At 69.9% G+C, this 26,265-nt stretch carries 27 protein-coding genes, 2 tRNA genes, 1 other RNA gene and 1 pseudogene; 20 read left to right on the forward strand and 11 right to left on the reverse strand.

Features of this window, described 5'->3' with window-relative positions; genetic code table 11:
* Nucleotides 1-23 precede the first annotated feature (23 nt).
* Nucleotides 24-992: a hypothetical protein gene (locus ACFQGL_RS17865; RefSeq protein ID WP_377513173.1), complete on the reverse strand. Its 969-nt coding sequence runs from the start codon at nucleotides 990-992 to the stop codon at nucleotides 24-26.
* 372 nt (nucleotides 993-1,364) lie between these two features.
* Nucleotides 1,365-2,072, reverse strand: a complete 708-nt coding sequence (deoD, locus tag ACFQGL_RS17870) for a purine-nucleoside phosphorylase (RefSeq protein WP_377513175.1) — start codon at nucleotides 2,070-2,072, stop codon at nucleotides 1,365-1,367.
* A gap of 75 nt (nucleotides 2,073-2,147) precedes the next feature.
* Between deoD and ACFQGL_RS17875 the strand changes: the two genes are divergently transcribed.
* Together ACFQGL_RS17875 and ACFQGL_RS17880 are read left to right on the forward strand one after the other, a co-directional pair.
* Nucleotides 2,148-2,237: transfer RNA gene (locus tag ACFQGL_RS17875), tRNA-Ser, on the forward strand.
* A 286-nt stretch (nucleotides 2,238-2,523) separates the two neighbouring features.
* Entirely contained in the window at nucleotides 2,524-3,078 is a 555-nt protein-coding gene (locus ACFQGL_RS17880; protein WP_377513177.1) for a hypothetical protein, read from the forward strand.
* A 136-nt stretch (nucleotides 3,079-3,214) separates the two neighbouring features.
* On the opposite strand, the gene ACFQGL_RS17885 is transcribed toward ACFQGL_RS17880, so the two are convergent.
* Nucleotides 3,215-4,138 (reverse strand): TetR/AcrR family transcriptional regulator C-terminal domain-containing protein, encoded by a 924-nt coding sequence (locus tag ACFQGL_RS17885; protein WP_377513179.1) that lies wholly within the window; start codon nucleotides 4,136-4,138, stop codon nucleotides 3,215-3,217.
* A gap of 129 nt (nucleotides 4,139-4,267) precedes the next feature.
* Between ACFQGL_RS17885 and ACFQGL_RS17890 the strand changes: the two are divergent.
* Nucleotides 4,268-5,743, forward strand: a pseudogene (locus ACFQGL_RS17890) (carboxylesterase/lipase family protein); the annotation flags it as partial.
* A 132-nt stretch (nucleotides 5,744-5,875) separates the two neighbouring features.
* Here the strand turns inward: ACFQGL_RS17890 and ACFQGL_RS17895 are convergent.
* Both ACFQGL_RS17895 and ACFQGL_RS17900 read right to left on the reverse strand, forming a co-directional pair.
* Nucleotides 5,876-6,370 carry a hypothetical protein gene (locus tag ACFQGL_RS17895; RefSeq protein WP_377513542.1) on the reverse strand — a complete coding sequence of 165 codons (495 nt, stop codon included), beginning with the start codon at nucleotides 6,368-6,370 and terminating at the stop codon, nucleotides 5,876-5,878.
* A gap of 92 nt (nucleotides 6,371-6,462) precedes the next feature.
* Complete coding sequence (locus ACFQGL_RS17900; RefSeq protein ID WP_377513181.1) at nucleotides 6,463-7,017, reverse strand: hypothetical protein; 555 nt, start codon at nucleotides 7,015-7,017, stop codon at nucleotides 6,463-6,465.
* A gap of 143 nt (nucleotides 7,018-7,160) precedes the next feature.
* Between ACFQGL_RS17900 and ACFQGL_RS17905 the strand changes: the two genes are divergently transcribed.
* A complete protein-coding gene (locus ACFQGL_RS17905; protein ID WP_377513183.1) occupies nucleotides 7,161-7,802 on the forward strand; it encodes a DUF1349 domain-containing protein in 642 nt (213 codons plus the stop codon).
* A gap of 27 nt (nucleotides 7,803-7,829) precedes the next feature.
* Here ACFQGL_RS17905 and ACFQGL_RS17910 read toward each other — a convergent pair whose 3' ends face one another.
* The gene (locus ACFQGL_RS17910; RefSeq protein WP_377513185.1) at nucleotides 7,830-8,021 is read right to left on the reverse strand and encodes a DUF397 domain-containing protein; all 192 of its coding nucleotides are present in this window, start codon (nucleotides 8,019-8,021) and stop codon (nucleotides 7,830-7,832) included.
* Nucleotides 8,012-8,779 carry a Scr1 family TA system antitoxin-like transcriptional regulator gene (locus ACFQGL_RS17915; RefSeq protein WP_377513187.1) on the reverse strand — a complete coding sequence of 256 codons (768 nt, stop codon included), beginning with the start codon at nucleotides 8,777-8,779 and terminating at the stop codon, nucleotides 8,012-8,014. Before ACFQGL_RS17915 ends, ACFQGL_RS17910 begins: the two co-directional genes overlap by 10 nt.
* A gap of 197 nt (nucleotides 8,780-8,976) precedes the next feature.
* Here ACFQGL_RS17915 and ACFQGL_RS17920 point away from each other — a divergent pair, with 197 nt between their 5' ends.
* The 6 genes from ACFQGL_RS17920 (at nucleotide 8,977) to ACFQGL_RS17945 (ending at nucleotide 12,670) form a co-directional block, all read left to right on the forward strand.
* Complete coding sequence (locus ACFQGL_RS17920; RefSeq protein ID WP_377513189.1) at nucleotides 8,977-9,216, forward strand: flavin reductase; 240 nt, start codon at nucleotides 8,977-8,979, stop codon at nucleotides 9,214-9,216.
* 119 nt (nucleotides 9,217-9,335) lie between these two features.
* The gene (locus ACFQGL_RS17925) at nucleotides 9,336-9,776 is read left to right on the forward strand and encodes a YbaB/EbfC family nucleoid-associated protein (RefSeq protein WP_377513191.1); all 441 of its coding nucleotides are present in this window, start codon (nucleotides 9,336-9,338) and stop codon (nucleotides 9,774-9,776) included.
* Between the two features lie 5 nt (nucleotides 9,777-9,781).
* Complete coding sequence (locus ACFQGL_RS17930) at nucleotides 9,782-9,925, forward strand: hypothetical protein (RefSeq protein ID WP_377513193.1); 144 nt, start codon at nucleotides 9,782-9,784, stop codon at nucleotides 9,923-9,925.
* Nucleotides 9,894-10,562: a pentapeptide repeat-containing protein gene (locus tag ACFQGL_RS17935; protein WP_377513195.1), complete on the forward strand. Its 669-nt coding sequence runs from the start codon at nucleotides 9,894-9,896 to the stop codon at nucleotides 10,560-10,562. Before ACFQGL_RS17930 ends, ACFQGL_RS17935 begins: the two co-directional genes overlap by 32 nt.
* A gap of 248 nt (nucleotides 10,563-10,810) precedes the next feature.
* On the forward strand, nucleotides 10,811-11,728 hold the full coding sequence (locus ACFQGL_RS17940) for a DNA-processing protein DprA (protein ID WP_377513197.1): 918 nt from the start codon (nucleotides 10,811-10,813) through the stop codon (nucleotides 11,726-11,728).
* Between the two features lie 819 nt (nucleotides 11,729-12,547).
* Nucleotides 12,548-12,670 (forward strand): hypothetical protein, encoded by a 123-nt coding sequence (locus tag ACFQGL_RS17945; RefSeq protein ID WP_377513199.1) that lies wholly within the window; start codon nucleotides 12,548-12,550, stop codon nucleotides 12,668-12,670.
* A 76-nt stretch (nucleotides 12,671-12,746) separates the two neighbouring features.
* Here ACFQGL_RS17945 and ACFQGL_RS17950 read toward each other — a convergent pair.
* Nucleotides 12,747-12,831, reverse strand: a tRNA-Ser gene (locus ACFQGL_RS17950).
* A gap of 82 nt (nucleotides 12,832-12,913) precedes the next feature.
* Between ACFQGL_RS17950 and ffs the strand changes: the two genes are divergently transcribed.
* An RNA gene (gene ffs / locus ACFQGL_RS17955) (signal recognition particle sRNA small type) lies at nucleotides 12,914-13,003 on the forward strand.
* A gap of 151 nt (nucleotides 13,004-13,154) precedes the next feature.
* Nucleotides 13,155-15,878, forward strand: a complete 2,724-nt coding sequence (locus ACFQGL_RS17960; protein WP_377513201.1) for a DNA polymerase III subunit gamma and tau — start codon at nucleotides 13,155-13,157, stop codon at nucleotides 15,876-15,878.
* A gap of 6 nt (nucleotides 15,879-15,884) precedes the next feature.
* On the opposite strand, the gene ACFQGL_RS17965 is transcribed toward ACFQGL_RS17960, so the two are convergent.
* Nucleotides 15,885-16,568 carry a DUF998 domain-containing protein gene (locus ACFQGL_RS17965; RefSeq protein ID WP_377513203.1) on the reverse strand — a complete coding sequence of 228 codons (684 nt, stop codon included), beginning with the start codon at nucleotides 16,566-16,568 and terminating at the stop codon, nucleotides 15,885-15,887.
* Nucleotides 16,569-16,690: 122 nt separating this feature from the next.
* Here ACFQGL_RS17965 and ACFQGL_RS17970 point away from each other — a divergent pair, with 122 nt between their 5' ends.
* The 8 genes from ACFQGL_RS17970 to ACFQGL_RS18005 all read left to right on the forward strand — a co-directional run bounded on the left by ACFQGL_RS17970 (nucleotide 16,691) and on the right by ACFQGL_RS18005 (nucleotide 25,183).
* The gene (locus ACFQGL_RS17970; protein ID WP_377513205.1) at nucleotides 16,691-17,947 is read left to right on the forward strand and encodes a hypothetical protein; all 1,257 of its coding nucleotides are present in this window, start codon (nucleotides 16,691-16,693) and stop codon (nucleotides 17,945-17,947) included.
* Nucleotides 17,948-18,092: 145 nt separating this feature from the next.
* Nucleotides 18,093-18,401, forward strand: coding sequence for a YbaB/EbfC family nucleoid-associated protein (locus ACFQGL_RS17975; RefSeq protein WP_377513543.1), 309 nt, complete (start codon nucleotides 18,093-18,095; stop codon nucleotides 18,399-18,401).
* An 8-nt stretch (nucleotides 18,402-18,409) separates the two neighbouring features.
* Nucleotides 18,410-19,003 (forward strand): recombination mediator RecR, encoded by a 594-nt coding sequence (recR, locus tag ACFQGL_RS17980; protein ID WP_377513207.1) that lies wholly within the window; start codon nucleotides 18,410-18,412, stop codon nucleotides 19,001-19,003.
* Nucleotides 19,004-19,321: 318 nt separating this feature from the next.
* Nucleotides 19,322-20,983 (forward strand): ABC transporter substrate-binding protein, encoded by a 1,662-nt coding sequence (locus tag ACFQGL_RS17985; protein ID WP_377513209.1) that lies wholly within the window; start codon nucleotides 19,322-19,324, stop codon nucleotides 20,981-20,983.
* Nucleotides 20,984-21,064: 81 nt separating this feature from the next.
* Nucleotides 21,065-22,069, forward strand: coding sequence for an ABC transporter permease (locus tag ACFQGL_RS17990; protein WP_377513211.1), 1,005 nt, complete (start codon nucleotides 21,065-21,067; stop codon nucleotides 22,067-22,069).
* A complete protein-coding gene (locus ACFQGL_RS17995; RefSeq protein WP_377513213.1) occupies nucleotides 22,066-23,028 on the forward strand; it encodes an ABC transporter permease in 963 nt (320 codons plus the stop codon). Before ACFQGL_RS17990 ends, ACFQGL_RS17995 begins: the two co-directional genes overlap by 4 nt.
* A 41-nt stretch (nucleotides 23,029-23,069) precedes the next feature.
* On the forward strand, nucleotides 23,070-24,083 hold the full coding sequence (locus ACFQGL_RS18000; RefSeq protein WP_377513215.1) for an ABC transporter ATP-binding protein: 1,014 nt from the start codon (nucleotides 23,070-23,072) through the stop codon (nucleotides 24,081-24,083).
* The gene (locus ACFQGL_RS18005; protein WP_377513217.1) at nucleotides 24,080-25,183 is read left to right on the forward strand and encodes an ABC transporter ATP-binding protein; all 1,104 of its coding nucleotides are present in this window, start codon (nucleotides 24,080-24,082) and stop codon (nucleotides 25,181-25,183) included. The genes ACFQGL_RS18000 and ACFQGL_RS18005 overlap by 4 nt, the downstream gene beginning before the upstream one ends.
* A gap of 35 nt (nucleotides 25,184-25,218) precedes the next feature.
* Here ACFQGL_RS18005 and ACFQGL_RS18010 read toward each other — a convergent pair whose 3' ends face one another.
* Together ACFQGL_RS18010 and ACFQGL_RS18015 are read right to left on the reverse strand one after the other, a co-directional pair.
* Nucleotides 25,219-25,617 (reverse strand): hypothetical protein, encoded by a 399-nt coding sequence (locus ACFQGL_RS18010; protein ID WP_377513219.1) that lies wholly within the window; start codon nucleotides 25,615-25,617, stop codon nucleotides 25,219-25,221.
* Nucleotides 25,617-26,255 carry an HNH endonuclease family protein gene (locus tag ACFQGL_RS18015; RefSeq protein ID WP_377513221.1) on the reverse strand — a complete coding sequence of 213 codons (639 nt, stop codon included), beginning with the start codon at nucleotides 26,253-26,255 and terminating at the stop codon, nucleotides 25,617-25,619. Before ACFQGL_RS18015 ends, ACFQGL_RS18010 begins: the two co-directional genes overlap by 1 nt.
* Nucleotides 26,256-26,265: the final 10 nt, after the last annotated feature.

A 26,265-nucleotide genomic window follows, 5' to 3' on the forward strand; every position in this document is an offset into this window, starting at 1 on the left:
CGCGCGCCGCCTTGCCCGTCGATCTAGGGCGTATCGTCGTTACTTGATCTCCACGGACGACGATATGCCCTAGATCGACGGGCGGCGGCGAGCGTGGAGAGGATCTGGTGGGGGGAGTGGTAGAGGTCTGAGGATGTGAAGTAGCGCATCGCCCAACCTCGCTGCTCCAGCCAGTTGTGGCGCCAGCGGTCCTGTTGCAGGCGTTGCCGGCTCAGGTGGGACGAACCGTCGTACTCCGCAGCGATCATGTGGTGAGGATCGCCGAGGTCAAGGCGGCAGCGTACGCAACCGGTGTCGTCACGTACCGGCAACTGGGGTACGTAATCCCTGATGCCGGCGTCCGTCAGGAGGAGCCGGAGCTGGCTCTCCTGCCTGCATTCCGCCCGCCCGTCCGCGACCGCGACCAACTCACGTGCCTGCCGCACACCGCGTAGGCCATCGTGTCTCCCAACCTCGATGAGCAGGTCCTCCGGTGTCACCGCGCCGGCGAAGAGCGCGGCGTCCAGGACCGGTAGGGCATCGAATCGGGGAAGTGAACGAGCGAGGTCCACGGCGACCCGTGCCGCGCTCGCGCATGGAAGACCGACGATGCGTACGGGTGGGCCGATCGGTAGGACCGTTTGGTGCGCGGTAACCCCTCGCCGCTGTGGGAAGGGACCTCCCGCCTGCGTGAGCAGGTGGATGCTTTCGGTCGGCGCGACCCCGAAGCCGTGTAGTTGGGCGGCGGTGTGGAAGCCCAGAACCGAGTGCGGGCTGTCCATCAGTGCGGCTTGCGCGCGCCCCCATAGCCCCGGCAGGTCCGGGCCAGGGATGTACCTACCGTGGTACGGCCGCTGAATTCGCCCTCTGCGTAAGCGCCAACTGATCGCCCCCGCAGGTAACCCGGCGCTCAGCAGCTGGTGATAGCTGCGTGACTGCTGGTCGATTGGCAGGCGCCAGGGTAATCCGGCCGCCTGCGAGTAGATGTCCACGATGGCGACCATTGCGGCCATCCACCGCTCTCCGCTGACCCACCACCGCGCCCTGTGGATAACCCGAGGCCCTGTGGACGACGCCCCAATCCCAACCCCAACGTGCTACCCGCCCGCCCGCCCGCCCGCCCCGCCCGGCGCCGCCCGCCCCGCTCCCCGCTCCCCCTCGGGCCCTCACCAGCCCCGTCCCCCCTCTCCCCCTCCCTCCCGCTCCCACCCTGCCCAGTTGATCTAGGGCAAATCGTCGTGGATTGAGATCCACTAGCAACGATTTCCCCTAGATCGGCGAGGAGAGGGGCGAGACAGCCCCGCGGGGGGCGAGGAGGGGGCGAGGAGGGGGCGAGGAGGGGCGGGCAGGGGGGAGGGGCGGGGCGGGGAGGACAGAGGGGTGGGTTAGGTGATGATTGTGTCTAGGGCGATCTCGACCATTTGGCTGAAGGTCTGCTCGCGTTCCTCGGAGGTGGTCTTCTCGCCGGTCTTGATGTGGTCGCTGACGGTCAGTACGGTCAGCGCCCGCGCCTTGAACCGGGCCGCGATCGTGTAGAGCGCCGCGGACTCCATCTCCACCGCGAGCACGCCGTAGTCGGCGAGGGTGTCGTAGAGGTCCGGCCGGTCGGTGTAGAAGGCGTCCGCCGCCAGGATCGGCCCGACGTGCATGGCGATGCCGCGCCGCTCCGCCACCTCGACCGAGGTACGCAGCAGCCCGAAGTCGGCCACCGGCGCGTAGTCGATCAGCCCGTCGAAACGCATCCGGTTCATGTTCGAGTCGGTGGACGACCCGATCGCGGCGACCACGTCGCGCAGTTGGAGGTCGGTGCTGAGGGCACCGCAGGAGCCGACCCGGATCAGCGTCTTCACGCCGTACTCGTTGATCAGTTCGTGGGCGTAGATGGAGGCGGACGGCATGCCCATGCCGGAGCCCTGGACGGAGACGTCGACGCCGTTCCAGCGGCCGGTGAAGCCCAGCATGCCCCGGACCGTCGAGTAGCAGGTGGCGCCCTCGAGGTAGGTCTCTGCGATCCACTTGGCCCGCAGCGGGTCGCCCGGCATCAGGACCCGCTCGGCAATCTCGCCCGGCTTCGCGCCGATGTGCGTACTCATGGCAAAGATCCTGCCAGGCCGGCGCGGGCGATACCGGTTCGGCGTCGCAACCGGTGGTCCTGTAGCCTCTTCGGCGGTGGCGTGTCCGAGTGGCCTAAGGAGCACGCCTCGAAAGCGTGTGAGGGTTTACGCCCTCCGCGGGTTCAAATCCCGCCGCCACCGCCAGTGAACAGGCTGAACGCCCGGTCGATCCGTGAGGATCGGCCGGGCGTTTCGTTCGTGGTCCGAGTTGCGACCTTCGGACGGCGCGAACGAGGACGTTCCCACAGCCGCCTCCCCGCCGGCACGGCACGGCTCCCTCGGCCCGGGGATGCGGCTGGCTCGGCGGCGGGATTCGCTTGCATTGACCTGCGGCGATGCTGAGCGTGTCAGTCGACCAACGGTCAAAGGGAGCGACATGTTCAGGTCTAGTTTCCGTGCGACGGCTTTGGCGGTGGTTGCGGCAGCCGGCGTGGCGGCATCACCCTCCGCCGCGCAGGCCCAGCAGTCCGAGGTGACGCAGGCCCAGCGGTCCGAGGTCGCGCAGGCTCAGCAGTCCGCAGCGACAAGCGCCACGTCCGGGCGGTCGTTCGTCGCCGGGATCGGACGATTCGTGTACGACGAACCCAACGTGGTTGGGCACCGGATCTGGTTCGGTGTCCAGGCGGCGACGACGGCCGGCGGATCGACGTACGGCCAGTTCCTGTACCGGCACGAGCTGCCGGACGGCACGCTGGTCGCGCAGGGGCGAGCCGACGTGACGTGCCTGAAGGTCACCGGAAACGTCGCGATCTTCACCGCGATCGTCCCGGAGGGCCAGGGCACCGTGAAGAACCATGGCTACTACGTGAAGATCATCGACGGTGGACGAGGGCCGGATCAGATCGTCGACGCTCAGGCACAGAACGGGAGCGAGCGGCCGCCCACCCACTGCCTCGACCCGGAGACGGATCTCCCCCCGGAACTGCCCACGAGACCCCGCTACCCGGTTCTCGTTGGCGGATACGCCATTCACAACGGCGAGTAGAGCCGAGGTTCTCCACGCGGAGCGCCGGGAACGGCCGCAGGCATGACCTGCCGCTGTAATGGTCGTCCGGTGTGAACGGGTTCCCGTTCGCACCGGTCGACCCGGCACAGAGCCCGCCGCCGCTGCGGTGGCCCGGTCACCGTCTGAGTACCTCCGCGACCCCGTCGAGCAGCCGTTGCAGGCCGAACTCGAACAGGCTGTCGACGTTGAGGTCGACCGGCGCCCGGTTGAGCCGGGCCAGGTGCGGAAACTCGCCCGCGGTGAGCAGCGCGGTGAACACGTCCGCCTGGGCCAGCATCCACTCGTCGTCGGTCAGGCCGGTGTCCTGTTCCGCCTCGGCCTCCCGTTCGAGGTTGACGGCGGTGCCGCGTACGTGGTTGGCCAGGGCGGCCACCAGGTGGAGCTGGGTGTGCTCGTCCAGGCCGTGCCCGGCGAGGGCGGCAAGGGCCCGTTCGGTGTGCGCGACGGCGTTCGGCGCCAGCAGCGGGCGGGTCAGCGAGATCACCTGGGCCAGCCAGGGATGCCGACGGTAGATCGACCACTGGAGTCGGCAGAGCAACTCCAGTTGGGCTCGCCACCCGGGCGGGAACGTGTGGGGCAGCTGATGGCCGGCGAAGGCCGCGTCCGCCATCAGCAGCAGGAGCTGCTCCTTGCCCCGGACGTGCCGGTACAGCGACATGGTCGGCACGTCCAGCTCGGTCGCGATGCGTCGCATACTCAGCGCCGGCAACCCCTCGGCGTCGGCGATCCCGGTGGCGGTCCGTACGACCTGGTCGCGGGTCACGCCCCTGGCGGCGCCCCGCCGCGCGCCCCGGCTGGCCGGCGTCGGTGTCGGGCCGGTCACCACCATGCCCACGCCGGGCACCGCCCGGACCAGATCCTCCTGTCGTAGTGCGGTGAGGGCCCGGCTGGCGGTCGCCATCGCGACCCCCCACTCGCGGACGATCTGCCGGGTGGACGGCACCCGGTCGCCGGGGCCCAGCTCGCCGGCCGTGATGCGCCGACGTAGCTCCCCGACGATGCGCAGATACGGCGGCGTCGACTCGTCGAACTCCGTCACGAGCGCCCTCCCGTCGGTCGGCTTCCGACCGTAGCGCACTAGAGCACCCTGGCCGGCCCATCTTGAGCTCGGCATGCTCAGCGTCTATCCGGTGCGTACGGCGTACCGGATCTGACGAAGGGGGAGATCATGACCAGCATCCCGTACCCACGGTGGGTTGCCGCCCTTGGCGCGGTCGCGCTGCTCGCGCCGGCGGTGGCCGCCGGTGCGAGCGCCGCGGAGGCCGGCGGCCGGGGACCGGCCGTGGTCCGGACCGCCCAGGGCGCGCTGCGCGGCACCGTCGCGGCGGATCATCGGTCGTTCCAGGGCATCGTGTACGCGAGTCCGCCGCTGGGCGCGCTGCGTTGGGCCCCGCCACAGCCCGGCCCGACCTGGACCGGCGTTCGTGACGCGACCCGGCCGGGCGACGCCTGCGCCCAGATCCAGGGGCTGCCGATGGACTCCCCCTCGGAGTCCGAGGACTGCCTCCACCTGAACGTCACCACCCCACGAGCCCCCGCCCGTACGCCCCGACCGGTGCTGGTGTGGCTGCACGGCGGCGACTTCCGGTTCGGCAGTGGCGACGTCTACGGCGGGCAGCGGCTGGCGGCCGGCGGCGACGTCATCGTCGTCACGGTGAACTACCGGCTCGGCGCGCTCGGCTTTCTGGCGCATCCGGCGCTGGCCGGGGCGGGCGGGTCCGTGGGCAACTACGGCCTACAGGATCAGCAGGCGGCGCTGCGCTGGGTACGGCGGAACATAGCCGCCTTCGGTGGTGATCCGGGCAACGTGACCCTGATCGGTCAATCCGCCGGGGCCACCAGCGTGTGTGCGCACCTGGCCGCGCCCGCCTCCGCTGGTCTGTTCCATCGGGCGATCATGCAGAGCAACTCGTGCGCCAACCCGGTGCAGAGTCGGGTCGACGCGACCGCGGCGGCCGAGACGTTCGCCCGGGAGGTCGGCTGCACCGATCCGGCCACGGTCGCCGCCTGTCTGCGTGGGCGTGACCCGGCCACGCTGATCGAGGCGGCCGGCTATCCGGGTGCGGGCGTCGAGCTCGGCCCGGTCGTCGACGGCCGTACGCTGCCGGTCGACCCGTCGGACGCGTTGGCCACCGGTCGGCTGCACCCGGTGCCGGTGCTGGTCGGGCTGAACCGGGACGAGTCCCGGCTGCTGGTGTGGGGGATGGAACGCAGTGGGTTGAACTGCCCGACGCCACCCGAGCCCGGTGAGCAGCCCGAGTCGTGCCCGCTCACCGACGAGCAGTACCGCGAGCAGGTACGGGCCGCCTTCGGTGACCGGGCCGAGGAGGTGCTGGCCCGCTACCCGGGCGACGACGCGCACTCGGCCAGCGAGACGTTGGCCGCCGTGCTGACCGATCACGAGTACGCCGAGCCGATCTACTCGGCCGCGCTGCAGTTCTCCCGACGGGTGCCGACGTACGCGTACGAGTTCGCCGACGACGATGCGCCGTTCTTCACCGCCGGGCCCGAGGCGACCTTCCCGACCGGCGCGTACCACTGCGCCGAACTGCCCTACCTGTTCACCGTCGACTACGCCGAGGCGCTCACGCCGACCCAGCGGCGGCTCTCCGAGGAGATGGTCCGGGCCTGGAGCGACTTCGCCCGGACCGGAAGGGCGGGCTGGCCCCGGCTGCACGGTGATGCACCGTACGTGCGGGTGCTGGCCGGTGCCGGTGGATCCGGTTCGACGGATTTCGCGGCGACACACTCGTACGACTTCTGGCGGTCGTTCCGTTCAGCAGGGGCCGGCGCCCTCGTCGAAGAGGCGGCGGGCCCAGTCGGCGTACCCGGCGATCGTTTTTCGGACCGTGTGCCCGTCGTGCAGGAAGAGGTACGCGCGGTCGCCGTGGCGGGCGAGTAGCCCGTCGAGGCGGTACGTCCCCTGTGGAGCGCGCAGCCGGGTGACCGACGGATACCGCTCCCAGACCTGGTCGACCGGTGAGCCAGTGGTGATGCCCTCCGGTGTCCGCATCGGGTCGCCGACCCAGAGCAGCACCAGTTTCTCCTCGGCGAAGACCGGGCTGACCATGTCGTGGCCGGCGAGAATAGGCCCGCAGGCATCCAGGTCGGTACGCAGGATGCCCCGGCGGGTCAGCTCGTCCTCGGTGTCGCCGAACTCGATGTTGCGCAGGCCGTTCAAGTCGATGATCTCCACGTTGCCGGCGGGCCGGTTCTCCGGAATCGGCCCGGGCGGCGGTGAGCCGCTGCCCGCGATCGACGCAGCCGTCAGCAGCGTGGAAATAAACGCAAATTGTCGTAATTTCATGGAATCCCCCAGTCCCCAACGCGACCAGGGCAAATAGGTTGCTGGCAGCCGGCGGATTACCGGTTTTCCCACTCCTCAACCAGCTCATCCCAGTAGTCGGCGCTGAGCCGCCGCCGCCCGTGCGCCAACCAACCGGCGGTGTTCCGCTCCAGGTGCAACCCCAGCTCGGCGAACGGGTCGATCCACGTGCCCGGCTCGACACCGAGCCGAACCAGCGCCGCGTTGATCGGCCACTGCTCGCGCGGGGCGTCGAACACGTCGTCGAACCCGGGACCCCAGGACAGCCTGCCGCCCAGCCACACCGCCGCCGACTGGTAGCCGGCACCGCCGGCGAACTCCGCTTCGACGTACGCCACCGGTCCCGCCTGCGACCAGCGGGTCAGTGACTCGACCAGCGGCGGCGACAGCACCAGGTCGAACGGCTGCTCGGCGCTCCGATCGTCCACCACGAAGTCCGGCAGTGACCCGGTCAGCTCCACCACCAACTGCGGGGTGACCGGCAGCAGCGCGAAGTCCTGACGTAGGTCACCGAGGACCGCGTGATCCAGCTCGGCGGTCTGCTCGCGAAGCAACTCCGCGTCCGCGACCACCGCGCTGAGCTGGTAACCCATCGGACCCTCCGCCGTCCACAGCCTGTGGATAGAACATGTGTACGACGGCCCTGCCGCCGCCATCCCCGGACCGTACCCGCTGAGGCCCGAGCCGACCCAGATGGTCTTCCGGCAGCTCTCCGGCCGCTGTACGGTCCTGAGCCATGGCCGATCGACTGAGCGTTCCCGGTGTGCCGTTTCCGCTCGTGCCGTCACCCGCGGACCTGTGGCGCGTCGACGAGGCGACCGGCGCAGTGGCGGTGTCGGCACAGCCGCACACTGACATTTTCATCGACCCGGCCACCGGCTCGGTCGACGCCGACGCCCCGCTGAGCCCGGAGGCGACGCTCAACGCGGCGACGCTGCTCGGCGAGCTGCCCGAGGGCGACTTCCAACTCAGCGCCCGGGTCACCGTGGGCTTCGCCGCCACCTTCGACGCCGGGGTACTGCTGCTCTGGCTCGACGAGCGGCGCTGGGGCAAGTTGTGCTTCGAGTACTCGCCCGACGGTGAGCCGATGATCGTGTCGGTGATCTGCCGGGGTGTCGCCGACGACTCCAACGCCTTCGTCGTAGCGGATCGGTCCGTGTGGCTGCGGGTCTCGCGGATCGACCGGGTCTACGCGTACCACGCCTCGCTCGACGGCACGACCTGGCAGCTCATCCGCGTCTTCCTGCTCGACGCGGACACCTCACGCGACCGGATCGGCTTCGCGGGCCAGTCCCCGACCGGCGACGGATGCAGCGTGACCTTCGACGAGATCAGCTTCCGGGCCGAACGCCTCGCCGACCTCCGCGACGGCTCCTGACCTAGGCGCCGGCCCCGCGACCGTCGCTCAGGCCCGCCGGGCGAGTTCGGCGACGAACGCGCGCCAGGCCGTTGGCACGAAGGTGAGCGCCGGGCCGGTCGGGTCCTTCGAATCCCGTACGCCGACCACGCCGGGGAGGTTGTCGGCGACCTCAACGCAAGCGCCGCCGTTGCCGCTGCTGCGGCTGCTCTTGCGCCACCGGGCGCCGTTCAGCTCCATGTCTCCGCCACTTCCGTCATGAGATCGACCGACTGCCAGTGCGACAGCGCCTCGCCGCGCACGTTCTCCCACGCCGCCATCATGGCCGCGATGTCCTCCCCGTCGCTAGCCACTTGTCCCTGGAGTTGGTTGTCGAGATAGCCGGCGACCCGGTGGTCGTGGCTGTGCGCGATCACGAACGGCCCGTTGAGGCCGGCGTACGCGCCGACCGAGGCGGGCACGACGTGCACCCGGATGTGCGGCTCGGCGCACGCCGCGATAACGGCAAGCAGTTGCTCGCGCATGGTCGACCGGCCGCCGACCGGTCGACGGAGTATCGCCTCGTCGATGACCGCGGTGAACTGCGGCGGATCGTCCCGCCTGAGCACACCCTGCCGGTTGAGTCGGACCGAGAGGTGTCGCTCGATCTCGCCGCGGGGAATCAGTCCCGCGCCACTGAGTACCGCGCGGGCGTACGCCTCGGTCTGCAGGAGCCCGGGCAGGACAGTCGATTCAAACCAGCGCAGAGAGGCGGCCTCACGCTCGATCTCCTGCCAGGGACGGAACCAGATGGGGTCTCGACGTCTGGAAGTGTCCGGCCAGATGTCCGACACGTCCCGGCGGAGGGCTTCCGCTGCTGCGAACCGGTGTCGAGGATGCGGGATGCGCCCCTCGGTCAGCCAGCGCGCCACGGTCTTGGGGTCGACGCCGACGTTCTCGGCGAGAGATTCGGTGGTGTGCCCGGTGTCGCTCAACGCCACCCGAAGCGCGTCGTTCACGGCTCCTCCATCGGATGTCTCGAATATCTGCCGACCATATCGTTACGCGGTGTACCTGTCTGGTGACGCGCGCAAGGTTGGTTCGCAGAGGACGACGCGGCCGGTGGAGGCGAGGAGCCCGGCGGCCTGCGTCAGTCAGGGGGTCGCCCCGACGGGGAGGCGGGGCGACCCCCTTCCACTGCGAAGGAGGCCCGCCCATGCCCCGCCGCCATCGGGAACATCTGCCTACCCGTCCCACCTGGCGGTGCCAGTCGTGTGGCATTGCCTGGCCCTGCTCGGCGGCGAAGTTGCGGCTGCTCGCTGAGTACCGGCACGACCGGCTGGCGATGACCGTCTACCTCGCGACGCTTCAAGCAGAGGCCGGTGAACAGCTCACCGAGGTGGATCCGGCCGTGCTGACCGAGCGCTTCCTGTCCTGGGCGCGCCCACGTGGCTGACCACGTGTCGGCGACGTCGGGGTGCCACGTGGCCTGGTCTGCTGTGGACTGTTGGCACGGCGATCACATGTTAATCTTCCTCGGCTAAGCATGATCACCTTGAGCGGCCGAGGGGACACATGGGCACCGGCGTATCGAGCACGGGGGGCCTGCTGGACCCGGATGGCGCGATGGAGCGCCTGGCGCAGTGGAAGGGCCGGATCAACCAACTGGCGGCCGCCACCGAGGCGATGAGCGGGCGGCTCCAGGAGCTTCGCGTGACCGCGGCCGACGACAACGGGCTGGTGGAGGTCACCATCGACTCCACGGGGTCGTTGCTCGATCTGCGGCTGGGCCAGCGGATCCAAAGGGTCGCGCCGGACGTCGTCGCCCGTACGATCATGAACACGATCAGCACCGCCAAGCAGCAACTGGCCGACCTCTCGCAGGAGATCATCGGCGAGACGCTGGGGACCGATTCGGCTGCGGCGCGGGCGATCTCCGAGCGTGTCGGGCAGCAGTTGCGCGATGCCCATCCCGCCGCCCCGGACGACTCCGACGAGCAGTACCGCCGATGGTGAGTTAGGTGGCCGACGGGTTCGAGGTCGACGCCGAGCAGATCCGCCAGCACGCCCGCAACATCGACGCCCTGCGTATCCGATTCGTGCGAATTGGGACGGCAAGGTGGTGTTTGACAAGTGAGCAGCAAATACAGGCGGAGCAGCGCTGACGTGGCCCGCTGGCCGGACAACCCCGATGCTCGGGAGGCGCTCCAGGAGTGGTTCGCCGCGGATTTCCCGACTGCGGCGTACCTCTCGGGCGATTTTCTCGATTTTCGCGGCGCAGATCTCAGCCGCCTCGACCTGACCGGCGCCTACCTGGCAAATGCCCACCTGGTCGGCGTCCGGTTCGAGGAGGCCAACCTCAGCGACGCGACATTGAACAATGCCGAGTTGCAGGGTGCCGACTTCTCCTTCGCCGACCTGGCCAAGGCGGAAATGGTCGGCTGCTCGGCCGTGCAGGCGCGGTTCCGCTCGGCGCGGCTGTTCTCGGTGCAGCTCGACGAGGCCATTCTGCACGGGGCGGACCTCAGTCACGCCGTCCTCAATTCCGCCAAGCTCTACAAGACCGATCTGCGCGACGCCAATCTTGAGTTCGCGAGTCTGCGGTGGTGCACGCTGGGCGGCACGACCATGCCCGCGGTGTTGAGCGGCGCGAAGATGTACGGCTGCCAGCTCGAAGGCGCGAAGGGTGCCGTCGTCGGCCCGGTCTTCGTCGACGAGGGTGCGACCCGGTCGCTCGCTGGCGCCGAACTCGAAGCGTGGTTCTCGGCGCAGGGCGCGGAGAGCGTCCAGGTCGTGGGCTGACCCGTCCTCGGAGATGCGGAGATGGTTCAGCCCTGCTCGCACGCAGCGCCAGCCGCCATGCCGACGCCAGGCGGCGGCGTGCCAGCGTGCCGCCCTGGACCGCGGGGCTGGACAATGGCGCGATCCTGGCCAAACGGAAACCGCCGTACGTCTGTACGAGACTTAGAGTCAAGGGCAGCCGAAGGGGAGGAGTGGCAATGAGCCCCGTGTCGCTGCCGTCTGTACAGAGCACTCCTAGGATCACTGCCATGCTGGACAACTCCCAGGCCCAGGTAGCAGCCCTCGTTGCGCTGCTTCATCAGCCTGGCGCTCGTTGGACCGAAATAGCCACCGAGGTGCTTGCCGAAGGCAGCGCGCTCGCCGTCCTTTGCCGCCATCTTGGCGCGGCGGAGACCCTGTTTGCCGAGGACCCGGTGCGGGATGCGTTGAAAGCTGCGCGCACCGAACTGCAAGCGTGGGCGGCGGACGGAATCGGCGTGCATTCGCTGTTCGACGAAGCATATCCCGCGCGTCTCCGTGACATTCATCAGATGCCTCCGATTGTCTTCACGCGTGGGACGCTCGCCGAAGATCGGCGGACGGTGGCGGTGGTTGGAACGCGCAAGCCCACCGACCATGGCGTCGGTATTGCCGAGACCTGCGCCACGGCACTGGCAGAATCCGGCATCACAGTCGTGTCGGGTCTAGCTGCCGGTATCGACACGGCGGCGCACACTGCGGCCCTGCGGGCGGGTGGCCGCACGGTCGCAGTCATCGGTACCGGGGTCAACCGACACTATCCAGCAGCGAACAGAGTGCTACAGAATCAGATAGTTAAAGACGGCTTGGTGCTCAGTCAGTTCTGGCCAGACGCGCCACCTGGCAAACACACCTTTCCCATGCGCAACGCAGTCATGAGCGGCTATGCCGCCGCGACGGTCGTTGTCGAAGCGGCATACCGCAGCGGGGCTCGGATGCAGGCTCGCCTTGCACTACAGCACGGCCGACCAGTGGTTCTGGCTGACTCGCTCCTACAGCACGACTGGGCACGCGAGTACGCCAGTCGGCCGGGGGTGCACGTCGTATCGACAGCTAACGAGCTCGTCGCCACGGTTGATCTCATCGTGCGTCAGATACCAGATTCCCCCCAGGCACTCGAAGGTCTACCGCGCCTTGTCGACCTTTAGGCAATGGGCGACCGCCCAACATGACGAGATGCAGGTGGTTGAGCGACAGCGCAACTACCTGCGCAACCCACTACCGCCGGGAAATGGCATCTGCGCCGTCTGTCGCAGCACTGCGGGCAGTGGTTTCGAGCTGTGCTACCAGTGCAGCCAGCACCGCTCGGCATCCGACGGCACGCAAGCGGACTTCGTTGCTCCGATCGCCTACTCAGTCGCACGCGCGCAGCACGATCACAACCTGATCGTCTACAAGTCCGCGCAGCCGTCGGCCGTTGCGATGGGAAACCTCTCGTCGCTGACGGTCCTCTATCTCGCGCGTATCACTGGGACTGCTTCGCTGGCGCACTCGGCGGCCCTTTCACACACGTCGTCACGGTCCCCTCCACACGAGGCCGACAAGGCGTGCATCCGTTGGAGACCATCGTCGCCAGACGCATGCCTCTTCCCGTCCTCCGCCCAGTCCCGAACCCTGCCCACGGCCCCGACGACCGGAGTTTCTACCACGACCGCTTCCACCTGCCGCCGAGCAGCGCGTCCGGCGGCAGAATCCTTCTACTCGATGACACATGGACAACCGGCGGCCGGGTTCAGTCATTGGCGTTCGCTCTCAGGGCTGCCGGCGCAGTAGCAGTAGCAGCGGTAGTCATCGGTCGCCGGATTAACCCGGACTACCCGCCGTCAAAACCGCTCGTCGAACGGCTACGAGTAACCTCAGAGTTCAACATCACCCGCTGCGCATTGGACGACAGGTAGCCGGCGGACAGTTCGTAGACGCGAATCCCCGCCCGATCACCCGTGGCGGGGCTCGTCCGGTACCAGCACATGACGGATCAGCTGCGCCGTGACATCGCGCAGCAGCTCGGCGGACTGCTCTGGAGCGACCCGCCGGGCCGCCCGGGAAAGACGGGCGGCGGACAGCCAGATGGGCCGGAACAGGGCAAGTGAGACGGCAGCGACCGTAGAGACGACTCAGGGCCGGTCCCCGTGGGGCCGGCCCTGTCGTTCGTGCTGCTCAGGCGAGCGGAGGATACGAGATTCGAACTCGTGAGGGTGTAAACCCAACACGCTTTCCAAGCGTGCGCCCTAGGCCTCTAGGCGAATCCTCCGCGAGCCAGGATACAGGCCCCGGTCGGCCGGGCCACCCCACCACCCCCCGAAGATCGACGGGCGGTCGGGTAGGCTTGGCGACACCTCCCGTGCGGCGGTATCTCGTGAACCTCCCCAGGGCCGGAAGGCAGCAAGGATAAGCGAGCTCTGCCGGGTGCACGGGAGGCCTTTTTGTCTCCGGGCCCCTCGCCAGGCCGCCGATGTGGGGCTGTCCCGGGCCGCGGATGCCGCCATGGAGTCGATCAAGACGAGACGCGGCGGGGTGGGTGGTCACCCGGGGCGGACCGGCGCAGAATGGCTCGGTCGAGAGGAGGCGGGACGAGTGACGCTGGCGCTCTACCGCAAGTACCGTCCGCGTACCTTCGCCGAGGTCATCGGGCAGGAGCACGTCACCGAACCGCTGTCGCAGGCGCTGCGCAGCGGGCGGCTCAACCACGCCTACCTCTTCTCCGGCCCCCGTGGCTGCGGCAAGACCACCAGCGCCCGGATCATGGCCCGCTCGCTCAACTGTGAGCAGGGCCCCACCCCCGAGCCGTGCGGCAAGTGTGAGTCCTGCCGCTCGCTGGCCACCGACGGTGCCGGCTCGATCGACGTGCTAGAGATCGACGCGGCCAGCCACGGTGGTGTCGACGACGCCCGCGAGCTGCGCGAACGTGCCTTCTTCGCGCCGGCCAACAGCCGCTTCAAGATCTACATCATCGACGAGGCGCACATGGTCTCGACGCAGGGCTTCAACGCCCTGCTCAAGCTCGTCGAGGAGCCCCCGGAGTACGTCAAGTTCATCTTCGCCACCACCGAGCCGGAGAAGGTCCTCGGCACGATCCGGTCGCGGACCCACCACTACCCGTTCCGGCTGTTTCCGCCGAAGGTGGTCCGCCCCTATCTGGAGCAGCTCACCCAGGCCGAGGGCGTCACCGTCGAGCCGGCGGTCTTTCCGCTGGTGGTGCGCGCCGGTGGCGGCAGCATGCGGGACAGCCTCTCGGTCCTCGACCAGCTCATCGCCGGTGCCGGCCCGGAGGGGGTCAGCTACGCCCGGGCCGTCGCGCTGCTCGGGGTCACCGACTCCGCGCTGATCGACGAGATGTGCGACGCGTTGGCCGCCGGTGACGGCGCGGCCGCGTACGCCACCGTCGACCGGGTCGCCGAAGCCGGGCACGACATGCGTCGGTTCGCCTCCGACCTGCTGGAGCGGCTGCGCGACCTCATCGTGCTTCAGCAGGTGCCGGACGCCACCGCGAAGGGCCTCATCGACGGCCCCGCCGACCAGATCGAGCGGATGGCCGCACAGGCCGCGCAGCTCGGCCCCGGCACGCTGTCCCGCTGCGCCGACATCGTGCACGACGGCCTGGTGGAGATGCGCGGCACCACCGCGCCCCGGCTGCTGCTGGAGCTGATCTGCGCCCGAATGTTGCTGCCCGGCACGGATGACTCCACCGGTGGCCTGCTCCAGCGCCTGGAGCGGATGGAACGCCGGCTCACCCTGGCCGGTGCCGACGCGCCGTCGGCCGCCGCCGGCTCCGCGCCAGCCACCAACCCGGGAGTACGCCCACAGTCGGCGACTCCGGGTCCGGCTGCCGGTGCCACCCCTGCACCCGCTGCCGCCCCGACCTCCGCGCCCCCGTCGACGGGCACCCCGACGGCGACCCCGTCGTCGAGCGTCCCGACGTCGACCGCCCCGACGTCGAGCGCCCCGACGTCGAGCGTCCCGGTCTCGACCGCATCGGCCTCGGCTGCTGACTCGCCGATTCCGGCGTCGCCCGGTGCGTCGGTGCCCGCCGAGCCGGCCGTACCCGTATCGCCGGCCCCACGTCGTGCGGTGCCGCCGTCGGCGGTGCTGCCCGACCCGGCGACCCCGGCGCCACCCCGACCCGGTGCCGCGCCGGCGCCGCTGGACGCGGTCGCGGTCCGCCGGGTCTGGCCCGACGTGGTCGGCAAGGTGAACCGGACCAACAAGCGGATCGCCGCCCTGATGCGCGACGCGGTGGTGCGCGAACTCGACGGCGACATGCTGGTGCTGACGGTGAAGTCCACGGTGCTGGCCAAGATGATGTCCGATCACGCGGCGGTGCTGACCGACGCGCTGTACGAGGAGTTGGGCGGGCGCTGGCAGATCCGCTGCGAGGTGGCCGGCGAGCGGGGCGGCGTGTCGCTGTCCGGTCCGGCGCGCTCGCAGCCGTCCGCCCCGCCTCGGCCCGCCCCGGCGGACGCCCCGCCGGTCCCGACCGGCCGTGACGCGGCGGGCGGGAACGGTGGTCAGCACGGCCCGTCCGGTGGCTCCGCTGTCTCGTCCGGTGCCGGCGCGAACCCCCCCGGCGGTCGTGGCGCACAGCAGCCGGCCGGCGGGCAGCCCGGTGGGTCGGCCGCGACGGCCGACGACGAGGACGATTGGCCGGAGGCGGCCCAGCCCGGCGGCAGCGCCCTCGCCGCGGTGCCTACCGATGGCGAGGACTGGCCGGAGGCTGCCCGTCCCGGCGGTGCCACGGCTGCGGACGGCGCGGCCTCCGACGCCGCGCCGGGCTCAGCTCCCGCACCGGCCAGCGCGAACGGCTTCGGGTCGAACGGCTTCGGGTCGAACGGCTCCGGGTCGAACGGCGCTGGCGTGCACGGTTCGGGCGTCAACGGCTCCGGATCGGCCACCGGCGGTGGCACGCCGGGCACGCGGGCCAACCCGACGCCGGCTGCCCGCCAGCCGAACGCGGCCCCCACCGGCGGTGCGCCGGTCAGCAGCGCCATCGCGGCCGCCCGCGCGGCGGCGGCGGGACGCGGTGCGCGTACCGGACCGGCGGCCCGACCCACCGCGGACGCCGAGTGGGCCGGCGAACCGCCCTACGACCCGGACTTCGACGGGCCGCTGCGCGGCGGCCGACCGGGTGGCGCGGTGACACCGGCGGCCACACCGACCTACGAGGGGTTCGATCCGGGCGACGAGCCGCTGGACGAGGTCATCGACGAGAAGACCGCACGGGAGTCGAGCGAGGAGCAGGCAGTACGGCTGCTCCGCGAGACGTTCGGCGCCGAGAAGATCGACGAGGTGGACGCCCGCTAGCGGTGTTCACCGGGCGGTGGTCTCGGGCGAACGGCTGTTTTGCGTACTGCCCTTGGGGGTTTCGGCGAGCAGGACGCCGAGGCAGCAGGCCCACAGGGGGAAGGGCAGCACGGCGACCCGTTCCATGCCGCCCAAGCCGAGCCCGACGCCCTGTTGGGCGAAGAACAGCACCGCCCCGGCCAGCGCGGTCAACCCTGCGGCGAGGGTGAGCCGTCGCCACCGGCCGAGCAACGTGGTGCGCGGCGCGAGGGCGGCGAGGAGCAGGCCGAGATTGCCCAGCCCCATGATCAGGAAGGCGCCGAGGACGTGCAGGTTCTCGTCGACGTCCGCCGGGTAGAGGCCTGCCAGGGCGTACCCGCCGGTGTCCAGCAGCAGTAGCGTCTGCGCCGACCGGACCACCCCGCCGCGACCGAGGGTCCGCCAGGTCAGCAGCAGCCCGGCGGCGAGCAGCACGGCGGTGAGCAGCAGCGCGGCGTTCATCAGCGGGTGCCCGGGCGAGCAGACGTACCGGGGCCTGGTGGTGTCCCACACTCCGCAGTGGACATTGCCGAGGTCACTGATGTTGTTGGTGGCCCAACTGTAGGACGGGTCGCGCCACCGGAGGCCGGTGATCAGGCTGGCGGCCAGGAAGATCGGTACGGCCGCCACCCAGCAGAGTGCGCCGATCCGGCCGGTGCGATTGAGGTTCATGCCGATGAGCAGACCAGTGCGACGACCCTTGGCGCACTACCTGCAGATGGCCGGTTCGGGGTAGTGGCAGCCGTACCCGAACGGGGTGGACGGTGTATCGAGGCGCTGTCAGGATGTGCGCCGTGGAGATCACCTCAGGCCCGGAACGGGGTACCGCAGGCCCGTCCGGCACGACCAGGTTCGACCGTCGTCACGTGTGGGCCGCGGTGGCCGCGATCATCGGCCTGGTCAACCTGGCCCAGGCGACCTCGATGCCGTGGGTGACGGTGCACGAGGGCCAGGGCGTCGTGGATCGGCTCATCGGGGTGACTCCCTCGACCGAGGTACGGACGTACGGGTTGACCGATCTCCCTGGCTTCGCGCCCTGGTTGTACGTCGGATGGGGGCTGTTGCTGGCATTGCTCGTGGCGGCCTGGGTGCGGCCGGCGTGGCGACAGGGCGTGCAGATGGCCGCCGTGCTGATCAGCGTGGTGCTGGCGGTCGTCACCCTGCTGCCCGGCGGTGTCGCCGTCAGCGCCAGCGGCTTCCAGCCGGACAACCACCCCAGCACGGATTTCCTCGCCGGAGTGTGGTCCGCGCTCCTCGGGATGCTGCTGCTGGCCGGTGCCATCGCGACCCTGCCAGCGGTGCCGATGCCGGCCACACCGACCGCTGCGGCGCTGCCGGAGGTCGTACCGACCGATCCGTCGCAACCGGAGACCGCACCCGCCGATGAACCCGCCGCAGCCGACCCGGCAGCTCCGGTGGACTCGGCTCCGTTCGTCTGGCAGAGCGCCCGCGTGGGCACCCGCCCGGCGGCGCCGTGGTGGCGGCGTCCCGGGCCGCTGGCCGGCGGTCTGGCAGGTCTCGTCGCCGTGGCCGTCCTCGCGACGGTGATCTGGTACGCGACCCGTCCGGCCGCCGAGCCGCAGCCCGCCGACCTCGCCTCGCTGGTGGTGGCAAGTCCGGCCGACTCGACACCCGCCAGTCCGGCCGGCGCCGAGGACCGGGTCGACCTCAGTCGGATCCTGCCGCTCTCCGACTCGCGGGCGATGCTGCTCGCCGAGCAGGCACGCGACGAGGTGGAACACACCGCCGGCGCGGCGTGGACCCGCCCGGACGCCACCTCCGTGACGGTCACCCTGCTCCAGTTCGGCACGGCGAGCTCGGCCGACCAGTTCCAGCGGACCTACGTCGATCTCCAGCAGGCAACTCCGGGCAACCTGGTCGAGATCGACGACGTGCCGGGGGCGATGGCCTTCGTCGGCGACGACCGGGCGGGTATCTGGGCCGTCGCGGTTCGGGAGGAGATCGTCGTCCTCGTCAGCGCGGTCGGCGGATCGTCGGGCACCCTCACCGCCATCGAGCCGCTGGTCCGTGAGCAGTACGACCGACTCTGAGCCGCGCCGCCTCCATGTCGCCGCGTGGCCCGGCGTGGGGGACGCACCGGGCGGGGCGAGGTCGGTCCCAGCGGATAGGCTGGGCGGCGGTCGAGCAGACGAGTGCGAGAAGGAGCCATCCGTGCGCCCAGGTGGACAGCCCAACATGCAGCAGATGCTGAAGCAGGCGCAGAAGATGCAGCAGCAGATCGCCGCCGCCCAGGCCGAGTTGGCCGAGGCCGAGCTGACCGGCACCGCCGGCGGCGGGCTGGTCACCGCGACGGTCTCCGGCGCCGGTGAGCTCAAGGCCATCAAGATCGACCCGAAGGCCGTCGACGCGGATGACGTGGAGACGCTGGAGGACCTGGTGGTCGCGGCCGTGCACAATGCCGCCGAGGCGGCACGGGAGCTGACCGAGCGCAAGATGGGCCCGGTCGCCGGCGGCATGGGCGGCCTCGGCCTGCCCGGTTTCTGAGCCGGCAGATGTACGAGGGTGCCATCCAGGATCTGATCGACGAGCTGGGTCGGCTGCCGGGCGTCGGCCCGAAGAGCGCCCAGCGGATCGCGTTCCACGTCCTGTCGGCGGATCCGGCCGACGTCAACCGGTTGGCCGGCGCGCTGCGCAAGGTCAAGGAGCTGGTGCGGTTCTGCACCAGTTGCTACAACGTGGCCGAGTCCGAGCAGTGCCGGATCTGCCGTGATCCCCGCCGCACCGACGAGGTGCTGTGTGTGGTGGAGGAGCCCAAGGACGTGGTGGCCGTCGAGCGGACCGGCGAGTTCCGCGGCCGCTACCACGTGCTGGGCGGTGCCATCAATCCGCTGGAGGGGATCGGTCCGGACAATCTGCGCATCCGCGAGCTGATGACCCGGCTCAGTGGCGGCGCGGTGCGGGAGCTGATCCTGGCCACCGATCCCAACACCGAGGGTGAGGCGACCGCCACCTATCTGGCGCTGATGGTGAAGCCGATGGGCATCGCGGTGACCCGGTTGGCGAGCGGTCTGCCGGTCGGCGGCGACCTGGAGTACGCCGACGAGATCACCCTCGGCCGTGCCTTCGAGGGGCGCCGGGCCGTCTGAGCCCTGCCGCGTACGACCGACGGCCGGCACCCGGTGTTCCCGGGGCCGGCCGTCGCCGCATCGAAGCCCGGAAATGATCTGACACCTGCGTCCCCCAGTGGCCCGGTCGACGTAACAGTTTGGCATCGCGGGTGCGGATTGTTCGGTTTGAGGAGCCGTTCGCCTTCGAATCGAATGTCAAGCGACGATTGAGGCACGATCCGATACCAACCGTCCACCCGATGGTTTCCGGGTGGACGCCACGGGAGCTATGGTCACCGCCATCGGTGACCCCTGTCACCACGTTGTCCGTACCCCCAAGGACGAGGTGAGGCACACATGCGTGCACCCAGGCCGAAGGTCGCGATAGCGGCCGTCGCGGTCGCGGCCCTCGCGGTAGCAGGCTGCGCCGAGAGCAACCGCGATGACAGTTCGAGCGGTAGCAAGAAGGACACCCTGGTCTTCGGCGTTGCCGGCGACCCGAAGGTGCTCGACCCGAGCTTCGCCAGCGACGGTGAGTCGCTGCGCGTGGCGCGTCAGGTCTTCGAGACCCTGGTCCGTCCGGAGGAGGGTGGCACCAAGGTCACCCCCGGCCTGGCCGAGTCCTGGACTCCGGACGCCGCCGGCACCACCTGGACCTTCAAGCTCCGGTCGGGCGTCAAGTTCCACGATGGCACCGAGTTCAACGCGGCGGCGGTCTGCGCCAACTTCGACCGCTGGTACAACGCCAAGGGCCTCATGCAGAGCCCGGACGTGACCGCGTACTGGCAGGACGTCATGGGCGGCTTCGCCAAGAACGAGGACGCGGACCTGCCGCCGAGCCTCTTCAAGTCCTGCACCGCCAAGGACGCGACCACTGTGGACCTGGCGTTCACCCGGGTCTCCAGCAAGATCCCGGCCGCGCTGATGCTTCCGTCGTTCTCCATCCACAGCCCGAAGGCGCTGCAGGAGTTCGACGCGAGCAACGTGGGCGGAACCGCCGAGGACATCAAGTACCCGTCGTACGCGACGGAGCACCCGACCGGCACCGGCCCGTTCAAGTTCAAGTCCTGGGACGTCGCGAACAAGACGCTGACCCTGGAGCGCAACGAGGACTACTCGGGCACCAAGGCCAAGCTGAAGACCCTGATCTTCAAGACGATCTCCGACGAGAACGCGCGCAAGCAGGCGCTGCGCTCCGGTGACATCCAGGGCTACGACCTGGTCGGCCCGGCCGACGTCACGCCGCTGAAGAACGAGGGCTTCAACGTCCTCACCCGCCCGGCGTTCAACGTGCTCTACCTGGCGATCAACCAGAAGGGCAACCCGAAGCTCGCCGACCTCCGGGTCCGGCAGGCGATCGCGTACGCGCTGAACCGCAAGCAGCTCGTCGACTCGAAGCTGCCTCCGGGCGCGAAGGTCGCCGACAACTTCATGCCCGACACCGTCGAGGGCTGGAACGGCGACGTCACCAAGTACACCTACGACCCGGCCAAGGCGAAGGCCCTGCTGGCCGAGGCCGGCGCGTCGAACCTGACGCTGAAGTTCCACTACCCGACCGAGGTCACCCGGCCGTACATGCCGAACCCGAAGGACATCTTCGAGCTGCTCTCGGCGGACCTGAAGGCCGTTGGCATCACCGTCGAGGCGATCCCGCTGAAGTGGAGCCCGGACTACCTGAACGCCACCACGTCCGGTAACAAGCACGACATCCACTTCCTCGGCTGGACCGGTGACTACGGCGACGCCTACAACTTCATCGGCACCTTCTTCGACCGGCCGAAGGACGAGTGGGGCTTCAACAACAAGGCCCTGTTCGACCAGTTCAAGGACGCGGACGGCACCGCCGACATCGCGGCCCGGACCGAGAAGTACAAGGCCCTGAACAAGTCGGTCATGGACTTCCTGCCCGGTGTGCCGATCTCGCACTCGCCGCCGGCGATCGTGTTCGGCAAGGACGTGACCGGAGTCAAGGCGAGCCCGCTCACCGACGAGCGGTACGCCACCGCCGAGTTCAAGTAGTCCTGAACCAACGCAAGGAACGCGGGCGGGCGCTGTCGCACAGCGCCCGCCCGCAACCCTCCGCAACCCTTCGAGGCCGCCGTGTTCCGGTTCATCGTCAGACGCCTGCTCCAGTTGATACCCACGCTGTTCGGGCTCTCCCTCCTGCTCTTCATCTGGCTCCGCCGACTGCCCGGCGGCCCTGAGACCGCCATCCTCGGCGAGCGCGGCACACCGGAGATGCGTGCCGCGATCCGGCACAACATGGGTCTCGACCAGCCCATCCTGGTGCAGTACGGCCGGTTCGTCCGGCGGATGATCCAGCTCGACCTGGGCACCTCGACCTCCACCAAGCGGGCGGTCACCACCGAGTTCATCGAGCGCTTTCCCGGCACGGTCGAGCTGACCATCACCGCGATGCTGATCGCGATCGGCGTCGGCATCCCGCTGGGTTACCTGGCCGCCCGCCGTCGAGGCCGGTTCCTGGACCACGCCTCCGTGGGTGGCTCGCTGATCGGCATCTGCATCCCGGTGTTCTTCCTGGGCTACGTCCTCAAGGCGATCTTCTCGGAGAACCTGCACTGGTTCCCGTCCAGCGGTCGGCAGGACCCGACGCTCGGGGCGACCCGCGTCACCAACTTCTTCGTCCTGGACGGGCTGATGACCCGGGAGTGGGACGCCGCCGCCGACGCCCTCTGGCATCTGGTGCTGCCCAGCATCGCGCTGGCCAGCATTCCGCTGGCGATCATCGTCCGGATCACCCGGGCGAGCGTGCTGGAAGTGCTCAACGAGGACTTCGTCCGGACCGCTGAGGCCAAGGGCCTCACCGAGTCGACGGTCCGTCGCCGGCACGTGCTGCGCAACGCGATGCTGCCGGTGGCCACCTCGATCGGCCTGCTCGCTGGCGGCCTGCTCTCCGGTGCCGTGCTGACCGAGACCGTCTTCGCCTTCAGTGGCATCGGAGCGTTCGTCGCCGAGGCCATCGGCCAGCGCGACTATCCGGTGCTGATGGGCTTCATCCTGATCATCGCGGTGGTGTACGTGCTGGTGAACCTCCTGGTCGATCTCTCCTACAGCTTCATCGACCCGAGGGTGAGGGTCCGATGACCATCAGCCCCGGCAAGAAGCGCGAAAAGATCGACCGGCTCTCGGAACTGGCCGCCCGTGACGACGAGCGGGGGGTGAGCCTCTGGCAGGAGGCGTTCCGTCGGCTGCGCGGCAACCCGGCCGCCATCGTCGGCGCGATCATCCTGCTGATCTTCCTGCTGGTCGCGGTGATCGGGCCGTTCCTCGTCCCGTACGCGGCGACCGACACGATCGGCATCCGGGAGGGGCTGATCAGGCCGGGCGTCATTCCCGGCCCGACCGGCGAGCACTGGTTCGGCTACGACCACCAGGGCCGGGACGAGTTCAGCCGGATGATCGTGGGAGCCCGGCAGACCCTGCTGGTCGGCGTGGTCTCCACCCTCATCGGCTTGGCGATCGGTGCGCTGATCGGCGGCGTCTCCGGTGCCGCGGCCGGCCTCGGTGGCCGGTGGGGGCGGTGGATCGACACCACCCTGATGCGGTTCATCGACATGCTGCTGGCGATGCCGAGCCTGCTGCTGGCGGTGAGCATCGCCGCGCTGCTCGGTGCCAGCCTGACCACGGTGATGATCGCGGTCGGCGTGGTCTCGGTGCCGGTGTTCGCCCGGCTGCTGCGCGGCTCGATGATCTCCCAGGCCAACAGCGACTACGTGCTGGCGGCCACCTCGCTCGGCGTGAAGAAGTCGAAGATCGCGCTGACCCACGTGGTGCCGAACTCGCTCGCCCCGGTGATCGTGCAGGCCACCCTGACGCTGGCCACGGCGATCATCGAAGCCGCCGCGCTCTCCTTCCTCGGCCTGGGTAACCCCGACACCGCCGTACCGGAGTGGGGGGTGATGCTCGCCGATGCGCAGCAGTACCTCGGCATCCGGCCGTCGCTGGCGATCTACCCGGCCATCGCGATCATCATCACCGCGCTCGGCTTCACCCTGCTCGGTGAGGCGATGCGCGAGGCCCTCGACCCGAAACTGCGGAAGTAGACCCTCATGCGAGCCCCGCAGTCGCGAACGAAAGGCCGGTAATGGCACTGCTCGAAGTGGACGACCTCTCCGTCACGTTCGCCCGACGCGGCCAGCGTGCCGTGCACGCGGTCGACGGAGTGTCCTTCTCGGTCGACGCGGGTGACGTGGTCGGCCTGGTCGGCGAGTCCGGCTGCGGCAAGAGCGTCACCTCACTGGCGATCATGGGATTGCTGCCCAAGCAGCCCGGGCTGCGGGTCGGCGGCAAGGCGGTCTTCGACGGCACCGACCTGCTCCAACTCGACGACCGGTCGCGGCGGGACATCCGGGGCCGGGACATCGCGATGATCTTCCAGGACCCGCTCTCCTCGCTGAACCCGGTTATCCCGATCGGGTTGCAGGTGACCGAGGTGCTCACCCGGCACCGGGGGATGAAGGGCGAGGCCGCCGCCAAGGAGGCCGCGGCGCTGCTGGAGCGGGTCGGCATCCCCGACCCGAAGCGTCGGTTGAAGGAGTACCCGCACCAGCTCTCCGGCGGTATGCGGCAGCGGGCGCTGATCGCGATGGCGGTGGCCTGTCAGCCCCGGCTGCTGATCGCCGACGAGCCGACCACCGCGCTCGATGTGACCATCCAGGCGCAGATCCTGGAACTGCTCAAGGAACTGGTCCGCGACTCCGGCACCGCACTGCTGATGATCACGCACGATCTGGGTGTGGTGGCCGGCATGTGCGACACCGTCAACGTGCTCTACGCCGGTCGGGTGGTGGAGACGGCTCGCCGCCGTCCGCTGTTCCGCGAGCCGCGGCACCCGTACACCGTGGGTCTGCTCGGCTCGGTGCCGCGCCTGGACGCCGGGCGGGGCGAGAAGCTGAACCCCATCCCCGGCTCGGTCCGCGACCTGCTGCCCTGGCCGGACGGCTGCGCCTTCGCCCCGCGCTGCGCCCGCCGGACCGACGAGTGCGTGGGCGAACCGCCGGAGCTGGTGCAGACCTACGACGGGCGCAGCTACCGGTGCGTCAACCCGGAGCCGGTGCCCGGCACGGTGCCTGCCCCACGCGAGGAGGAATCAGCGTGAGCGACAACGACATCCTCGTCGAGGTACGCGACCTGAAGGTGCACTTCCCGATCAAGCGGGGCGTGCTCTTCGACCGGGTGGTCGGCCACGTGAAGGCCGTCGACGGGGTCGACCTGCGCATTCCGCGCGGCAAGACGTACGGGCTGGTCGGCGAGTCCGGCTGCGGGAAGTCCACGCTCGGCCGGGCGTTGCTCCAGCTCACTCCGCCGACCTCCGGCGAGGTGAGCTTCGACGGTGTCGAGCTGACGACGCTGCCGCCCGGCAAGCTGCGCGCGACCCGCCGCCGGATGCAGATGATCTTCCAGGACCCGATGTCCAGCCTCGATCCGCGGCAGAACGTCGAGTCGATCCTTACCGAGGGGCTGCAGACCCACGGGATCGGCACCGACCGCACCGACCGTCGGCGGATCATCGGCGAGACACTGGACGCCGTGGGGCTGCCCCGCTGGGCGCTGTCCCGCTACCCGCACGAGTTCTCCGGCGGGCAGCGGCAGCGCATCGGCATCGCCCGCGCGCTGGTGCTCGGGCCGGAGCTGATCGTCGCCGACGAGCCGGTGTCGGCCCTGGACGTCTCGATCCAGGCCCAGGTGGTGAACCTGCTGGACGAACTCCAGGACAGCCTGGGGCTGACCTACCTGGTGATCGCGCACGACCTCGCGGTGGTCCGGCACATCTCCGACACGGTCGGCGTGATGTATCTGGGCGCGCTGGTCGAGGAGGCGCCGAGCGACCGGCTGTACACCGAGCCGCTGCACCCGTACACCCGGGCGCTGATGTCGGCGGTGCCGGTGCCGGACCCGGACGTGGAGGACCGCCGGGAGCGGATCCTGCTCGCCGGTGACCTGCCCTCGCCGGCCAACCCACCGTCCGGCTGCCGCTTCCACACCCGCTGCCCGTGGGCGCAGCCCACCCGCTGCGCGGACGAGCGGCCGGTGCTGCGGGAGATCGGCGCGAGCCGGGTGGCCTGCCACTTCGCCGAGCAGATCGCCAGCGGTGAGTTGCGTCCGCACCAGGTCAGCGTGCAGATCGTGCGCCCCGAGGGTGAGGGCGACTCGCCCGGCGTGGTCTCCGTCCCCACCGAGCCCGGCTCGTACGTCTGACGGCTGGACCCACCGGCCCGTCCCGGGTCGGTGGGTCAGCCCTCGGGGCGGTGCAGCAGGGCCACCGCGATGCCGTGCACCGCGGCCAGGCCCGCCGGGTCGGCCAGCTGCACCTTCCCGCCGGTCACCACGTACCACTCGTCCGCGTCCTTGTACTGCACCCGGAGCGTGACCTGGCCGTCCGCGTACTCGGTACGCAGGGTCAGGTCGCCGGTGACCACACCGACCTCGTCGGTCATCACCCCGCCCGGACCGGGCACGATGTCGGTCGTCCGGCTCTGTGGGCCGCCGGCGCCGTCCGAATCCGCGACCATGCCGGCCCCCGGCACCGCGGCGGAGGTCTCCGCCTTGCCGTCCGCGGTCATGCCCGCGGCTGCGGGGCTGGTGGCGGTGTCACCCGTCGACCCGGCGGCTCGCTCGGCTCGCTCACTCACTAGCAGCCCTCCAGCATGTCGGTCAGGGCGGCCTTCTCGGCAGTGGTGATGGTGAGCCGCCAATGGTGCTTGACCGTCACCCAGTTCTCGGCGTACTGGCACCAGTACGACCGGTTCGCCGGCTTCCACTGGGACGGGTCCTGGTCACCCTTTGCCCGGTTGGAGGACGCCGAAACCGCGAAGAGCTGCGGTCGGGTGGTGTCGTTGGCGAAATCGCCCCGCTTCGCGTCGTCCCACTCGTCGGCACCCGAGCGCCACGCGTTGGCCAGCGGCACCATGTGGTCGATGTCCACCTCGGAGGGATCCGTGGCGGTGCGCCCGTCGTACACGCTCTCCCAGCGACCGCCGACCACGTTGCAGCCGGAGAGTTTCACGTCCTTGCCGTCGCGCTGCAGGATGCTGTCCCGCACGTCGCAGTTCTTGCCGGTGTCCCGCCAGTGCGGGAAACGCTCGCGGCTGTAACCCTTCATCGAGCCAGCGGTGGCCACGGTGAGCTGGCCCAACTGCTCGGCGGCGTTGCCGCCGTCGCTCGGGGGTGGCTGGTCCGACTCATCCGGCGGGACGCAACCGGCAACGCTGAGCGCCAGCGCCGCGACGAGCGCGGTCACCGCCGCGCGCGATCCTGATCTGGTACGCACAGACGACACC

The organism is Micromonospora vulcania, from assembly GCF_042658605.1.
Taxonomy (GTDB): Bacteria; Actinomycetota; Actinomycetes; order Mycobacteriales; family Micromonosporaceae; genus Micromonospora; species Micromonospora vulcania.

Bases quoted from the DNA above. Each gene is read 5' to 3' on its own strand.
- ACFQGL_RS17865 (WP_377513173.1), bottom strand. From the start codon at position 992: ATGGCCGCAATGGTCGCCATCGTGGACATCTACTCGCAGGCGGCCGGA.
- ACFQGL_RS18000 (WP_377513215.1), top strand. From the start codon at position 23,070: ATGGCACTGCTCGAAGTGGACGACCTCTCCGTCACGTTCGCCCGACGC.
- ACFQGL_RS17925 (WP_377513191.1), top strand. From the start codon at position 9,336: ATGGGCACCGGCGTATCGAGCACGGGGGGCCTGCTGGACCCGGATGGC.
- ACFQGL_RS17905 (WP_377513183.1), top strand. From the start codon at position 7,161: ATGGCCGATCGACTGAGCGTTCCCGGTGTGCCGTTTCCGCTCGTGCCG.
- ACFQGL_RS17940 (WP_377513197.1), top strand. From the start codon at position 10,811: ATGCTGGACAACTCCCAGGCCCAGGTAGCAGCCCTCGTTGCGCTGCTT.
- ACFQGL_RS17975 (WP_377513543.1), top strand. From the start codon at position 18,093: ATGCAGCAGATGCTGAAGCAGGCGCAGAAGATGCAGCAGCAGATCGCC.
- ACFQGL_RS17995 (WP_377513213.1), top strand. From the start codon at position 22,066: ATGACCATCAGCCCCGGCAAGAAGCGCGAAAAGATCGACCGGCTCTCG.
- deoD (WP_377513175.1), bottom strand. From the start codon at position 2,072: ATGAGTACGCACATCGGCGCGAAGCCGGGCGAGATTGCCGAGCGGGTC.
- ACFQGL_RS17900 (WP_377513181.1), bottom strand. From the start codon at position 7,017: ATGGGTTACCAGCTCAGCGCGGTGGTCGCGGACGCGGAGTTGCTTCGC.
- ACFQGL_RS17945 (WP_377513199.1), top strand. From the start codon at position 12,548: ATGACGGATCAGCTGCGCCGTGACATCGCGCAGCAGCTCGGCGGACTG.
- recR (WP_377513207.1), top strand. From the start codon at position 18,410: ATGTACGAGGGTGCCATCCAGGATCTGATCGACGAGCTGGGTCGGCTG.
- ACFQGL_RS17910 (WP_377513185.1), bottom strand. From the start codon at position 8,021: ATGGAGCTGAACGGCGCCCGGTGGCGCAAGAGCAGCCGCAGCAGCGGC.
- ACFQGL_RS17920 (WP_377513189.1), top strand. From the start codon at position 8,977: ATGCCCCGCCGCCATCGGGAACATCTGCCTACCCGTCCCACCTGGCGG.
- ACFQGL_RS17965 (WP_377513203.1), bottom strand. From the start codon at position 16,568: ATGAACCTCAATCGCACCGGCCGGATCGGCGCACTCTGCTGGGTGGCG.
- ACFQGL_RS17985 (WP_377513209.1), top strand. From the start codon at position 19,322: ATGCGTGCACCCAGGCCGAAGGTCGCGATAGCGGCCGTCGCGGTCGCG.